Raw genomic sequence first — 13,851 nt, 5'->3', positions numbered from 1 at the left:
ACCACTCCTTGTAAATGGGGTATCTTTTAAAGGACTTCAGGTAAGCGAAAGCTCGATTTGCTCGATACAACTGACCAGCTCGTGAAGCGATGCAATGGTACGGGTTGGCTCTTCACTGGCATCTGTCGGCATCACATTGCGGCGCTGCGTCCATTTATGGAAGATGCTCTTGTGACCTGCTCCGTTCGCACCTTTGATGTCACGTTCGAGGTTGTTGCCAACCATGACGATACTGCCTGCATCTGTTTCGCTCAGCCCGAGTGAAGATATGGCGCACTCAAACATTCTGTAATCTGGCTTCAGAACACCCACATCACCTGAAATGGTGTGGCTTTCGAAATGACCCCACAGGTCGTGCTGCCCCAGAATGTTCTCAAAGGTTGCGCGTGGGCCGTCAGCCACGAGAGCAAGGCGGTAGCCGCGGGCAACCAGCGTGTTCAGCGCTTCACGGGCATGTGGCAGGAGCTCAGCACCGTAGGCAACATCACTGCCTTCCTTTTTAATCTCAGTGCCTTCATCGATGAGCGTGTCACCACAATCCAGAAAGATGGCTTTGAAATGCGGAAGGGTTTTGCGCAGATCGTTGATGAGGTGCTTCACCCGCTCAGGGATCCAGCTTTCCGCACGAGCCCATGGCACCAGATCGCCTTCAGCACAATCCCAGCGCAGAGTTTCGCCGTAGGATGGTTCCATCATCAAACGCTGCATTTGCAGGCGTGCGAGGCGGTGTTCATATGGAGTGACCTCACCAAACTCTTGCGAGAATGGATTCCCCATATGAACACCATGTAACCCCGCCCCCAACGAGCACTCGTAACGGGTGTGAGCTTCGCGTTCCTTCATGGCATCACGGGATGCAAAGTGGGCGTGTTTGCCTGGTTCTGCCCAAAGCGTGACGCGGCCATTTTCAATTGGCAGCGCATCACCGTTCTTCATTTCAACGCGCTTGCCGTGCTGAGATGCTTCAACGGCGACAACCTGATCGTCTACATCGAGATGAACCCAGATGTGCTCCAGATCGTAAAGATGCTGAATGTCATAGTCCCAGAAGATCGCGTATTCGATGACGCGGTCAGCTTTAGGCGCAATCTCAAACTTGCTACTTGGAGACTTGCCTGCCTCCAAAAAAACCGTGAACCCAATAGCGGTCGGGCGCCATGGTTCTGATCTGTCCAGTCGCAGCACTGGTGCAAATTTACGCGCAAGGTTGAGTTCATCGGTTTCCTGAAGACCCTGCCTCAAGGCAATGAGGCTTCCGTTTTTATTGGTCATAGTTGGCCCCTTGTAGCTTCAGGTCAGCAGAGTGATGGCAGCGGACGAACCGACCACCTGCTGTTTCAGTCAATTCCGGATTGGACATGTGGCAAAGCTCAGATGCATGCGGACACCGGCTGGCAAACGCACAGCCCACTGGCAGGTTCGCCGGATCGGCTACCTCCCCTTTGACAAGACCGCGCTTCTTGGCACGGGCTCGATTAGGATCCGGGATTGGGATAGCGGCCAGCAGTGCTTCTGAGTATGGATGCAGCGGCTGTTCAAAGAAGCTGGCTGTGTCTGCCACCTCAACCAAACGCCCAGCATACATCACGCCGATACGATCACTGATGTGTTCCACCATGCTCAGGTCATGGGTGATGAAGAGATAGGTCAGCCCCATCTGCTCTTGCAGGTCCTGAAGCAGGTTGATGGTCTGCGCGGCGATGGACACATCCAGTGCTGATACGGATTCATCAGCTGCGATGAAGGTCGGGTTCAATGCCAATGCGCGAGCAATGCCGATGCGTTGGCGCTGACCACCACTGAATGCGTGCGGATAGCGGCTCATGTTCTCAGGGCGCAGGCCCACTTTGCTCAACAGATCCGCAACGCGGTCTTCCAGTTCGCTCTTGTTGGTGACGCCGATGTTGACGAGCGGTTCGCTGACCAGTTGCAGCAGCGTCATACGTGGGTTGAGTGATGCATAAGGATCCTGAAAGATCATCTGCATGTGCTGGCGCAACTTGCGCATTTCAGCTTCGGACTTGTGCGTCAGGTCATGCCAGACACCATCTGGGTCTTTGAAGCGAATTTTCCCGCCGGTCGGTTCATAAGCTCGCAGCAAAGCACGTGCGGTGGTGGATTTGCCAGAGCCACTTTCACCCACGATACCCAGAGTTTCGCCTTTTCTGATGTAAAAAGACACGTCATCTACGGCTTTGACTGCGCCCTGCTCTCTGCCCAGAAATCCCTTTTTAATCGGGAAGTGCATCTGCAGTTTTTCAACACTGATCAGCGCATCATCAGGTACATGAATGTTTGTCATGGGAGTTCGCCCTTATGCCTGATGGAGATGGCAGCGCGCCATCTGATCGTTTTCAAAATACGTCAGCTCAGGGATCTGGCTGGTGCATTTGCCTGCCATCTTTTCAGCGCAGCGCGTGTGGAACACGCAGCCTGTTGGCAGGTTGAACGGATCAGGCACGATGCCTTCGATTGTTTGCAGACGGCGATGTTTTTGCCCATCCAGACGCGGGATGGATTGCAGCAATGCACGGGTGTACGGGTGCTTTGGATTGTAGAAAATGTCATCTACAGCTGCCGTTTCCACCGCGTTGCCCAGATACATAACCGAGACACGATCTGCGATTTCTGCCACCACACCGAAGTTATGGGTGATGAAGATCACCGCCATGTTCAACTCGTCCTGCAAGGACATGATGAGGTCGAGGATCTGCGCTTCTGTGGTCACATCCAGCGCGGTTGTGGGCTCATCAGCCAGCAACAGGCTTGGGTTACAGGAAAGTGCCATGGCGATCATGGCACGCTGACGCATGCCGCCAGAGAGCTGATGTGGGTAATTTTTCAGCATTTCCATAGGCTTTGGCATTTGCACCATAGCCAGCAGATCTGCTGCCCGTTCCACCTGCGCCTTTTTAGAAAGGCCCGTATGCAGGCTTAGCGTGGTCATGATCTGTTTGCCGATGGAATGCACCGGGCTGAGAGCTGTCATAGGCTCCTGAAAAATCATACCCACGTGACCACCGCGCAGTTCACGCATCTTCCGGCTTTCTCGCTTTTCAGCAAGGATATCGACAACTTCGCCGTCGCTCTTGCGGAACTTTACGGAACCATTGGTGACTGTTGCGTTGCGGGGCAACAGGTTCATGATGGAGCGTGCGCTCAGGGACTTACCGCTGCCACTTTCACCTACGATGCCGAGTACTTCACCTGGTTTAACCGAAAAGTTGACGCCATTAACGGCATTGACGGTCCCCTCACGCATTTCAAAGCAAATGTTGAGATCTTTGATTTCGAGAATGGTTTCATCCTGCATGATCCGTTCTCCTTATTTCTGATAGGGATCGGCAGCGTCACGCAAGCCATCGCCGAGGAAGTTGAAAGCAAGGATTGTCACAACAATCGCCACGCCAGGAATGAGGAGCCACGGAGCCAGAGCGATTGAGCGCAGGTTCTGAGCATCCTGTAGCAGCACGCCCCAACTGATGACCGGAGGACGCAAACCCAGACCAAGGAAGCTGAGTGCTGTCTCACCGAGGATCATCTCCGGGATTGCCAATGAGATTGCTGCGATCACATAGGACGTCATGGATGGCAGCATGTGACGGGTCACGATGCGGGTTTTGGAGGCACCAGACAGACGAGCTGCCAGCACGAAATCCTGATTGCGGATGGTCATGAAGTGGCCACGCACGACACGTGCCAGATTGGTCCAGCCGATTAGTGCCAGAATGACCGTGATGAGCAAGTAAACGAGGATCGGATCCCAGTTCACCGGAAGAGCAGCTGCCAAACCGAGCCAGAGCGGGATGGTTGGAATGGAGCGGACGAGTTCGGCCATACGCTGGATGACGGTATCAATTGTTCCGCCGATGAGACCGGCCAGACTGCCGAGTGTAATGCCGATCACGAAGGAGAAGAACACACCGATCAAACCAACGGAGAGCGTGACACGAGCGCCGTAGACCAGACGAGAGAACAGGTCACGACCAAGTTTGTCTGTTCCAAGGATGTAGATCCGGTTGCGACGACCTTCGACGCCGAACAAGCGCAGTTTGGTTGGGACGAGACCCCAGAACTTGTATTTGTCACCTTCGACGAAGAACCGAATGCGATTGATCTTGCTGGTATCTTCCTCAAAAGACAGACGCGCGGTTTCTGGGTCACGCTGACGTTTCAGGCCATAAACGAATGGGCCCTGAAATGTCCCATCTTCACTAAACAGGTGGATGGACTGCGGTGGAACGAACGGATGAAGTCTATTGTGTTTGAACGGATCATACGGCGCCAGAAAGCCAGCGAAAGCAGCAACCAGATAAAGCAGGATGATCACGCCCAGAGACCAGAGGGCTAGTTTATGTTTTTTGAAACGCCACCACATCAGGGTCAGTGGCTTGGCGGTGTAGGAGGAGTTCTCCTTCACCTCGACTGCAGGTTCAACAGCAGTATCATTTAAAGTTTGCTCTGACATAGTGCCCTCACGAATGACGAATGCGTGGATCGGTCAGCACCAGCAGGATGTCTGAAAGCAACGTGCCGATGATGGTGAAGACGCTCAGTATGAGAATGAAGCCACCAGCCAGATACATGTCCTGGTTCTGCAAAGAGCGCAGAAGCAGTGGGCCGGTTGTCGGGAGGTTCAGCACCACTGCTGTGATGACATCGCCAGAAATGAGTGCAGGTAATGCCCAGCCTACGGTGGAAATGAACGGGTTGAGTGCAACACGCACCGGGTAGCGCCAGACGACCTGTCGTTCGCTTAAGCCTTGTGCATAGGCGGTCTCAACATACGGCTTGCCCAACTCTTCCAGCATATTGGCGCGCATGATGCGCAACAGACCAGCTGCACCCCCCGTGGAGAGTACGAGAACAGGCACCCAGAGGTGAGAGAGAAGGTCACCGAATTTGGCAAAGGACCACGGTGCATTTTCGTAGGCTGGCGAGAACAGACCGCCAACGTGGAAGTTGAAGTAGAGGAAGCCCATCCACATCAGCACCAAGGCGAGTAGGAAATCTGGAATACCACGTCCGAGGAAGCCAAGAACGGTGAACAGATGGTCGAGGAATGAATACTGACGCGTGGCGGAATATACGCCGATTGGAATAGCGATCGCCCATGTCATCAACAATGAGAGCATGGAGATCAGCAGCGTGAGACCGATACGATCCCAGATCAGCTCAGATACCGGGAGTTTCCAGTCGAGAGACAGCCCGAAGTCACCATGAAGCAGGATTCCGCCGATCCATGTGAGGAACTGCTCGTACATTGGACGGTCTAAACCAAACTCATGACGAATGTGAGCAGCTGTTTCCGCATCAATAACTTCCCCAGTTTCTACCAGTTCTGCAATGTATGCTGTTACATAATCACCCGGTGGAAGCTGAATGATAACGAATGTGGCAATCGTGATAACGATCAATGTCGGGATCGACCACAGTAGGCGATGCGCAATATAACCTGCCATATCCCTTTTCCGTTTTATTGTACTTGTAAGGACGCATTGAAGTTGTGAACTGGCGGCGGCATCGGGATCGCCGCCACCAGTTCAACCGCAAGGCAGGTTAATCTTGGGAGAAATAGAGCTGCTGCGGATATGCGAGGCCAACGCCGCGTAAAGCGTCGTCGTGGACGAACCCCGCAGGGAAGTTTTTCAGGCTGTTTTTGCGCACGTAGATTGCAGGCGTTTCACCAACGAGCCCCACATGCCAGCCGTATTGTTTGTGCAAGGTCACCATCTGCTGCGCATAGACATTTGCTTCTTCAAGGCTATGTGCAGTCTGGGCGCTTTCCCATGCTTTCCAGACTTCTCTGATCGGATGATCTTTCGGCGGCTCTTCACCGGCCTTACCGTTGGTGCTCCACCAGTTGAAGTAGCTCTGTGCAAAGCCATAGCGACCAAGGAACCGAAGCGGGTCAGCTGTAATGACGGAGGAACGATCAAACGTGTCGAGGACCATATCGAAGTCCGCCGTATCAACGTGCTGCTGGTAGAGCGTGCGATCGATAATACGCACCAGAACTTCAATGCCAACATCCTGCCAGTAGGTACGGACCACTTCGAGCAGTTCGCCCTGAATGTCCCAGCGGGTTTCCAGCACGAGGCTGAGACGACGACCATCAGACATCAGACGATAGCCATCCCCATCTTGCTCGGTCAGGCCGATTGCATCCAGAAGCTCTGCGGCTTTGTCCGGGTCATACTCTGTCCAACGCGCTTCAGCTTCCTCGTCGTAGAATGGAGAACCGGAGATCGGCGAAGCCTGACGCGCCTCACCCAAACCGGAGAACGCCAGTTCGTTGATCGTTTCGCGGTCAACTGAGATGTTTAGTGCTTCGCGGAAGCGGATGTCTTCGAACAGAGCCTGCTTGACCTCATCTTTGGAGTTGAGGTTCGGAATGATCGACCATGTCAGCGCCTTGGTCCATTTTTCAATGGTGTAGTCGCCCTTGGCCTCGTTTTCCTTCAGCAATGTGAAGTCAGCCACGTTGATGTGGCGGTTTTGGAGGTCAATCTCGCCCTGAATCGCCATGAAGTTGATGGCTTGCGGGTCCTGGAACAGGCGGTGTTCAATCTGGTCGATGTAAGGAAGCTGGTTTCCTTCTGCATCCACGCCGTAGTAATAAGGGTTGCGTTCCATGACCACGGTGTCGGATGGCGGCGGTGTTTTCACGCGCCATGCGGTGAGAACCGGCATATTCGGGTTGAACCACCACGCCTGAATTTGGCCTTTGGAATCCCAAAGATCTGTCCATTTCTTGGCGCCATACTTGGCAATGGTTGCCTCCAGCTTGGCAGGATCAGCGTAGGCTGGGTGATAGTCTTTGAGGTAGTGGAAGGGCTCGATGAAGCCAGGGCGATCCAGACCCGGACGGCCCGTGCTTTCCTTGGCCAGAACGGTCAGGAATAGCGGGTATGGCTTTTCAAAGGAAACAGTGAAGGTGTGATCATCAGAAAAAGACAGCTTCATTGGCACGCCGTTGGAGGTGTACAGCGCCTTGATGGAGGGCATCAGATCTTCGTTGAGGAAGACGTCTTCATACCAGAACCGCACATCGCGGATGGTGACGGGAGCGCCGTCAGACCAGCGCAGACCTTCGCGGATTGTGAAGGTGAACTCACGAGCGTCCTCACTTGCAAAGTATTCGCCGATCCAGCCTGGAACCAGAGACAGGTTCTTGTCTCCATCCATGTAGGTTTCAACCACACGCTCTTCCATGAGCTTGGTTGGTCCCCAACGGTCGCTCGGGCCTTTGAACGCGCGCTTCAGGACACCACCATAGGTGCCGATACTGTCGTAGACAGGAATGACGCGTGGATTTTTCGGCAAACGCTCTTCAACCGGTGGCAATTGACCGGCTTCAACCAACTGCTTGAGCATGGGCGCCTCGTTATAGGCCCAGCCATTAGCGGCCAGAAACGGCAGCGTCAAAGCAGCAATCGACGTGAGTGTAACGCTCTTCATCAAATTCTCCCCCAACACGTTTTGCCAGATCCTCCCCGCCAAAACGCATTACTTCTATTAATGCAACAAGCCCACCCCACTGCACCTGGCAGCCCGAATATGACCTTGTTGACAATCAGTTACCCGGCAAAGATGACAGGAGCCCCGCTTGACAACAAGGCGCCTTTATGAAAACTTTTTCATGATTAGTTCTTCAACTTACTTGAAGGTCATCACTCAATCTGGCTCATTTGCCACCACAAGTTGAGCAATGCAGATTTTCTTAAATTTATTCATCACCTTAGATCATAATCACGAATACGACTGCAAAATTATTTGAGTATCAAATGCGTATTGGATAAGTAATATTCAACGATCAGTTCCTCTCAGTGATACACAGCAGCACGCACGTAGGCGTTGCACATGAAAAGTTTTTCATTCAATAATTGCCTGTCCTATTGATGAATGGTGGAAGTCGCGTGGCAACGGGTATCAAGCAGATCGCAAAGCTTGCAAACGTCTCAATCAGCACTGTTTCCCACGTTTTAAACGCTTCCGCTCCCATCGGCAGTGAAGTGCAGGAACGTGTGTTAGGCATCGCGCGTGAAACCGGTTACCTCGCCAAGCGGAGACGCAAAGCCTCTATCTCCCTGCTCTCTACAGTGCTGCTGGTTGGCACCAAGAAAGCCTTCCCTAAGTCTGATCGCAACTTTGTGGCCTGGACTATGCTGAACGCCTTCAGGAAAGAATGCCAAAGCCGTGGTATTCGCCTCATTCCTCAGATCGAGGAAGAAAATGAAATCAATCCGGACAATATTGTAGAGGCCGTTGCAAAACATCGCCCCCAAGGCATCGCAGTCATGCAGGATGACAGGCAATGTCTCATCGATATGCTCTACAAACTACCGTCTGCCTCCGTTATTCTGAGTGGGCAGGATCAGTCGATGAGAGTGGATACTGTTGCCCCCAGCAACCGTTTTGGGGCAAAGCTGGCGACTGATCACCTGCTGGAGCTGGGCCATAAAAAGATTGCGCTGCTCACCTGGGGCAATCGGCGGGTTGCGAAACAACGGACTGAAGGGTTTCTGGATGCCTTCCGACAAGCAGGGCTCGACGTTCCTGTCTCCGACATTATCGATGTTGGCGACTATCAACAGGATGTGGTGGAGACCAACTTCAGCAAATGGCTGAGCGAACACAATGGTCCCTCTCCGTACTCCGCGTTCTTTTGCTCAGCAGACAACGTTGCGCTTGGTGCGATGAAAGCCCTACAGACCCACGGCTACTCCGTCCCCAACGATGTTTCAATAATGGGCTTTGACAATGCATTGTTTGGCGAACTGTCCAGCCCTTCCCTCTCTACCATCCACGTTCCCATGGAAGAGATCGGTCACGTCGCGCTGAATCTGCTGGAAGAAGCTTTAACCCTGCCTGATGGCGAGCGCAGCGCGCGCCGCGTGGAGCTTGGGTGCCGCTTGATCCTGCGCAACAGTACGGGCATTCCAAACTCGTCTTTTTCCAAGTCATAACACGCCAACACCTTCCCTTAGGGGATCTCTTTTAGATTCAAGTAAGGTTAGAAGACGTTTTCTGCAGCCATCTTTTAGTGGCTTTGCCTTGCTTTCTATTGTCATCACATCAGGCCTAAAGCCCTATGGCGCTTACTTTTACCGCTGTGTCTGATGAGACCAAAACCATTGGTTACTCAGAGTGTTTTCTCTTGATTAGCAATCAAACAAAATTTGCGGCGTCCCGAAAGCAAATCTCTAAGAGGGCTGTTCTATATTCCCGCAAAGCACTATTGCGCATGGGTTCTCACCTACTTCTCCTATCGGCTTGCGCTGATGATGTTGGGAAATGTGCGGAAGTATTCCAATTTCCGCCGCAACATGAATGTAGATAATGGAAAACAAGATTTCATTATATCGTCCGCCAGCACCCTATCCGGGAGAAGCCGCAGAAGGCTGGAGAAACTTCAGTAATTATTTGAGCTCTGACCCTCTTGGTGTCATCCCAAAGGAGCTGTACGAGTGCGCGATTTTTCAGTTTGACGATGATGACCCGCGTAAATTCCTCGTAAATGAGCCCAAGTTGCTGTCTAGAGTCCTGGAAGAGCAACAAGCGATTTTCCCAAAAGGTGGCGGAATTGCAGAGCTGTTGAAGCCGATCCTGCATAATGGTCTGGTTTCTGCAGAAGGTGTTGACTGGCAAGACCAGCATGAAATGGTTGCGCCTATTTTCTCCAACACCAGTGTCCGTATCTCGTTTGGCTATCTGCAAGAAGCACTCAGCTCCTTTGTTGAGCGTTTTCAGCAACACGCTGAGACTGGTCAAACCGTCAAACTGGCTGAAGAGATCAACTTTCTGGTTGCCGATGTTAATTTCCGCTGTGTGTTCTCAAAGCCCATTGAGATCCAGCTGGAGCACCAATGTTTCGACTCCATAATGAAATATGAGGAGGAAGTTGCTGGGACAGCGTTGGATCTGAAGCGCTTTACCGGTCGATCACAGCCGGTGTTTACGGAAGCTGCCTTGAAGACCGCAGAAGACGTGCGTGCTGTCATTTCGCAAATCATTGACGAGCACATGCATAACAAGCCTCCGAACTCTCAAAACTTCTTTCAAGTGTTTCAGGATGCTCGTGTTCCATCGACCGGCAAGCGTTTTACGAAATCACAACTTGTTGACCAGGTCGCGAGCATTTTCCTCTCCAGCCACGAAACAACATCTGCAGCGCTGTGTTGGTCTGTCTATATTCTTGCGCAATGCCCCGAAATTGTTGAGCGCATCCGAACAGAAGTGCAGCTGGTGACAGCTTGTGGCCGTATCTCTTATGAGCACCTGCCCCGCCTGCGTTTTACGCGTGACGTCTTTAAAGAGGTCCTGCGTCTTTATCCACCCGTGCTTTATCTTTCCCGCGTTGCCCGTGAAGACACGACACTTGGGGACACTCTAATCCCTAAGGAATCCATGGTAATCATCAGTCCATGGGTTGTTCATCGCCACCGTTCATTCTGGGAAAATCCAGATATGTTCGATCCTGATCGATTTTCGCGCGGAGAAGCGAAAGCAACACTTGGGAGCTATTTCCCCTTTGGTTTGGGCCCGAGAATGTGTACGGGCGCCAGCTACGTCACCTTCCTTGGAATTAAAGTGATCGCGCGATTGTGTACCATGTTTGATTTTGAAACGCTCAACACTGATGACGTGCGCCCAGACAGTACTCTTTATTTAAAACCGTCGAGACCTGTTTTATGTAAAGTACATAAAAGGAAGTTTAGTAAGTAGTCGGAAGATCAAACGTCGAGGTTACCCAATGGACCCCAAAGAACTACAACAGCTAAAAGCAGGCATTCAGAAGGCACGTAAGCAAGAAGTCAACTTTGCGTATTCGCCAAACAAGAATCCAAAGGAAGACGACGCTTTGATGATTCACCCGCGGAAAAAGCCAAAGATGCTTTTGGTCGCGGTGAAGAAAGAGACCCAGAACCCCAAGAGCATGTGTGGGGTTGTGACCATTAAAAGTAAGGAAATGACCATCGAATGCGTTGGTAAGCCACCTACCCAAGGGCTTATCAAGATGATGCGTAAGTTCCTAATCAGCCAAAAGCTGAACTTCAAGATCCATGTAAAAGATGAAGAGGGCAACACCGTTCACTCTGATCACGCAGAGGAAGAAGGTGCAGAGACTCCAGATCATATGTTGGATACGTTCTCTCATGAGACTGATGAAGTTTCAGACACCGGCAGTGATGAAGCCTTTACTGATGAAGAACTGGCTGCCAGTGGCGAAAGTCTGGAAGACACTGAAGACGACGAGGACACATCTGCTGAAGATGCCGCAGCAGCTGCCGCGGAAGACGCAGCACAAGAAGAAATACTGCGTGACAAGCTGACGTCGATCCTGGCTGCACTCACCCATAAAGTTGAGAAAGCTCTCGGCAAGGATGAGGAATATGATGGCAAGCTGAGGCAGCAACTTGCAGCGGTTGAAGCCTCCGTCAATGCGCTGGACGATCCCGGTACGCAATCAGGTGTGAAAGCGATGCTTGCTCTGTTGGCGCAGGCTCCAACACCAGAGAAGGTCGACCAGAAAGAGGTCTTTGCCGCGATCAAAGAGTTTCAGGTTCAGCGTGCAAATGTTGAAACAGAAATTGGTAGTCTCCTTGCCAAGTTGAAAGCACATTCAGACCCACGGATGCGGCTCATTCAGGCCAAGGGTCCCTCTCAAGCATTGACTGGTGCAGCCAGTGTCCTGCAAGGGAATCTGGATGCGGTGCTCGGTGATCTGAAAGACTGGGGCGCAGCTGATCCAAAGCAGAAAGTTGCTGTTGCGAAAAAGCTCTCTGCAAGTATCACAACGCTCAACAAGCATATGGCCTCAGATACACTGATCAACTTGCTCGAGAAAAATCCACTCGGTGTAACAGTTTCAATCAAGAAGCCGATTGAAGCTGCGCTGAAAGATATCGAACAGAAGATTTCTATCTGATCTAAACGCCCCATGCTGCGGTCTTTGTAGCATGGGGCGACCTTTGTTTTCGGGAACAAGCCGAAGGAGCACCCCGTATTGCCTTGCTTCTGTTTTTGTCCAGATATCATTCCCGACATCAACCTCAACCTGCTTGTTCCTCTTGTGTTGAAGGCAGGAGAAGCGACGGCTTTGCCGCGCATCAAAGGGCCTTCCCTTCGTGTCACATCCCCCCATCTGTTCATGCGGTTTCGTCCGTTCAACTTCCTGAGCCTTGCGCAACTTTTAGCGTTGAACGCCAGCATCAATCATCGCCTGACTGCAGCTGCCGACCTGGCTCTTCGGGTGACAGAGTCTGCGACACTTCCCGCTGCCAAGCTAAAACTGAAAAAGCTTGCGCAAACCTCAGCGAAGTTCGCACTCCCTCTTGCGCTGAAGCTTGGTTCCCTTCCCGGCCATATCCTTGCGAAATTGGGGCTTGCCGCGCAACTCATCCTTCAGATTAAGGGGCTCGGACTGAACCCGTTTAATCTCAATCTTGGCAAGCTAAATCTCATTCTCCCGAAGGCAAAAATCAATCTGCCTTTGCTTGGGCTCGTTGATCTGGGTCTGAAGCAGAATTTGAATATGAACGCTCAGGCTGATCTGAAGGCTCTTGCTAAGATGTTGGCTGACTTTGGCAACTGGAACCTTGGCTTTAAGTTCGACCTGAAAGCAGCATTCAAAATTTTGGCCGCTCTGAACATTATTGGTCTTTTACAGCTGGCCTTTGGCGAAAGCCTGTTTTCAGGAAACGTCAAAGCCTGGGCCCGCATTACTGCAAAGCTAAGCCTCTTTTCCAGATTACTACCACAGCTGAACCTGAAACTGCCGACAGCTAAAGTGGATCTAAGTGATCTTGACCTGAACATTGGTCAGGCTGACTGGCTTCGCAATGCGAACCGCATTTCCATGAGGGCATCTGCACGCGCATCACTTCGAGCATCCGCACGCCTCAATGCGGGTTTATTTGCCCGAACGGAGGCTGCCATTGGGCTTGCCTACGCCCTCTCCGCAGCTCTTAACATCAAGCCCACGACTAGGTGCTGTAGTCGCTGTGCGTTAATATTCTAACGCGTTCTTCAGGCACAAATTTCAGCAGTTGAGTAACCATTTGCCGCCAGTCTGGCGGTAATTTTTTGAGGTCGGAATTGCTCTGCCGAAACGCAATGGCAGCTTCATATGTGTCCTTGATATGATCCCGATATCCAAACATCTCGCGTATAATCAAGCCGAGCGCAAACAGGTCTGCTTTCTCTGTGATTTGATCCGTGCCTAACCCGAGTTGTTCTGGTGCGGCATAGTTCAAATGACCAGTAAAACTGCTACGGGGTCTTATAAACGGCAGTTCGTCAGCAAAGGCACAATAAGCAAAATCCAGAATGACTAAGTCATGCTCTCTCTGGTTGCTTAGCATGATGTTGTTGGGGGCGAGATCCAGGTGAGCAATCCCTGCGTTATGGAGATGATTGATCGTCAGAACCAATTGTTTACAGAGTTGGACACATTCTTTTGAGGACAGCAACGCCTTACTCATCCTGTCGGCAAGTGTTTGGCCTTCCACCAACTCCATCACTAACTTGATGTTTCCGTCTTCGGCTTTCAGCTCTACAAACTTGGGCGCAATGGTGCCTGACAGGCGCTGCAGGGCTTTTGCTTCTCTAAAAAAAAGTTGCTGCGGAGCAGATGATGAGATGAGCGTCTTCTCTGCCAACATGCGTTTTGTCGACAGGCACTTGTAAAACCTGACAGTGCTTGTTGATGTGTTCTTTGCAGGTTCCAACACAATATCCTTATATCTGTCAGAGTGTTCTGGTTGCAGATATACTTTTCCCTATCAAGTCAACGAGTTAATAACGATATTACCAGTTCCTCTTATACTGTACACACAATGAAATGAT

At 51.6% G+C, this 13,851-nt stretch carries 11 protein-coding genes; 4 read left to right on the top strand and 7 right to left on the bottom strand.

The window, feature by feature from the left end; all coding sequences use genetic code 11:
• Positions 1–36: 36 nt before the first annotated feature.
• The 6 genes from PsW64_RS21115 to PsW64_RS21090 all read right to left on the bottom strand — a co-directional run bounded on the left by PsW64_RS21115 (position 37) and on the right by PsW64_RS21090 (position 7,461).
• Positions 37–1,272: an HAD family hydrolase gene (locus PsW64_RS21115; RefSeq protein ID WP_063304839.1), complete on the bottom strand. Its 1,236-nt coding sequence runs from the start codon at positions 1,270–1,272 to the stop codon at positions 37–39.
• Entirely contained in the window at positions 1,262–2,302 is a 1,041-nt protein-coding gene (locus PsW64_RS21110) for an ABC transporter ATP-binding protein (protein ID WP_063304838.1), read from the bottom strand. The genes PsW64_RS21115 and PsW64_RS21110 overlap by 11 nt, the downstream gene beginning before the upstream one ends.
• A 12-nt stretch (positions 2,303–2,314) precedes the next feature.
• On the bottom strand, positions 2,315–3,313 hold the full coding sequence (locus PsW64_RS21105) for an ABC transporter ATP-binding protein (RefSeq protein ID WP_063304837.1): 999 nt from the start codon (positions 3,311–3,313) through the stop codon (positions 2,315–2,317).
• Positions 3,314–3,325: 12 nt separating this feature from the next.
• Positions 3,326–4,468, bottom strand: coding sequence for an ABC transporter permease (locus PsW64_RS21100; protein WP_063304836.1), 1,143 nt, complete (start codon positions 4,466–4,468; stop codon positions 3,326–3,328).
• Between the two features lie 7 nt (positions 4,469–4,475).
• Positions 4,476–5,462, bottom strand: a complete 987-nt coding sequence (locus tag PsW64_RS21095) for an ABC transporter permease (RefSeq protein WP_063288544.1) — start codon at positions 5,460–5,462, stop codon at positions 4,476–4,478.
• A gap of 97 nt (positions 5,463–5,559) precedes the next feature.
• Entirely contained in the window at positions 5,560–7,461 is a 1,902-nt protein-coding gene (locus tag PsW64_RS21090; RefSeq protein WP_063304835.1) for an ABC transporter substrate-binding protein, read from the bottom strand.
• A gap of 458 nt (positions 7,462–7,919) precedes the next feature.
• Here PsW64_RS21090 and PsW64_RS21085 point away from each other — a divergent pair, with 458 nt between their 5' ends.
• The 4 genes from PsW64_RS21085 (at position 7,920) to PsW64_RS21065 (ending at position 13,024) form a co-directional block, all read left to right on the top strand.
• Complete coding sequence (locus PsW64_RS21085) at positions 7,920–8,969, top strand: LacI family DNA-binding transcriptional regulator (protein WP_208980911.1); 1,050 nt, start codon at positions 7,920–7,922, stop codon at positions 8,967–8,969.
• 373 nt (positions 8,970–9,342) lie between these two features.
• Positions 9,343–10,728 (top strand): cytochrome P450, encoded by a 1,386-nt coding sequence (locus tag PsW64_RS21075; RefSeq protein WP_057465251.1) that lies wholly within the window; start codon positions 9,343–9,345, stop codon positions 10,726–10,728.
• Positions 10,729–10,756: 28 nt separating this feature from the next.
• Entirely contained in the window at positions 10,757–11,932 is a 1,176-nt protein-coding gene (locus PsW64_RS21070; RefSeq protein ID WP_063304833.1) for a hypothetical protein, read from the top strand.
• A gap of 78 nt (positions 11,933–12,010) precedes the next feature.
• The gene (locus tag PsW64_RS21065; RefSeq protein WP_208980910.1) at positions 12,011–13,024 is read left to right on the top strand and encodes a hypothetical protein; all 1,014 of its coding nucleotides are present in this window, start codon (positions 12,011–12,013) and stop codon (positions 13,022–13,024) included.
• On the opposite strand, the gene PsW64_RS21060 is transcribed toward PsW64_RS21065, so the two are convergent.
• On the bottom strand, positions 12,990–13,733 hold the full coding sequence (locus PsW64_RS21060; RefSeq protein ID WP_153042401.1) for a protein kinase domain-containing protein: 744 nt from the start codon (positions 13,731–13,733) through the stop codon (positions 12,990–12,992). The genes PsW64_RS21065 and PsW64_RS21060 overlap by 35 nt on opposite strands.
• Positions 13,734–13,851: the final 118 nt, after the last annotated feature.

This window comes from Pseudovibrio sp. W64, from assembly GCF_001623145.1.
Lineage (GTDB): Bacteria > Pseudomonadota > Alphaproteobacteria > Rhizobiales > Stappiaceae > Pseudovibrio.
Note: the sequence above shows the minus strand (reverse complement) of the source record. Positions and strands in the feature narration are given on the sequence as shown.

Excerpts from the sequence above, each read along its gene's own strand:
- PsW64_RS21115 (WP_063304839.1), bottom strand. The coding sequence starts at position 1,272 with ATGACCAATAAAAACGGAAGCCTCATTGCCTTGAGGCAGGGTCTTCAG.
- PsW64_RS21110 (WP_063304838.1), bottom strand. The coding sequence starts at position 2,302 with ATGACAAACATTCATGTACCTGATGATGCGCTGATCAGTGTTGAAAAA.
- PsW64_RS21105 (WP_063304837.1), bottom strand. The coding sequence starts at position 3,313 with ATGCAGGATGAAACCATTCTCGAAATCAAAGATCTCAACATTTGCTTT.
- PsW64_RS21100 (WP_063304836.1), bottom strand. The coding sequence starts at position 4,468 with ATGTCAGAGCAAACTTTAAATGATACTGCTGTTGAACCTGCAGTCGAG.
- PsW64_RS21095 (WP_063288544.1), bottom strand. The coding sequence starts at position 5,462 with ATGGCAGGTTATATTGCGCATCGCCTACTGTGGTCGATCCCGACATTG.
- PsW64_RS21090 (WP_063304835.1), bottom strand. The coding sequence starts at position 7,461 with ATGAAGAGCGTTACACTCACGTCGATTGCTGCTTTGACGCTGCCGTTT.
- PsW64_RS21075 (WP_057465251.1), top strand. The coding sequence starts at position 9,343 with ATGGAAAACAAGATTTCATTATATCGTCCGCCAGCACCCTATCCGGGA.
- PsW64_RS21070 (WP_063304833.1), top strand. The coding sequence starts at position 10,757 with ATGGACCCCAAAGAACTACAACAGCTAAAAGCAGGCATTCAGAAGGCA.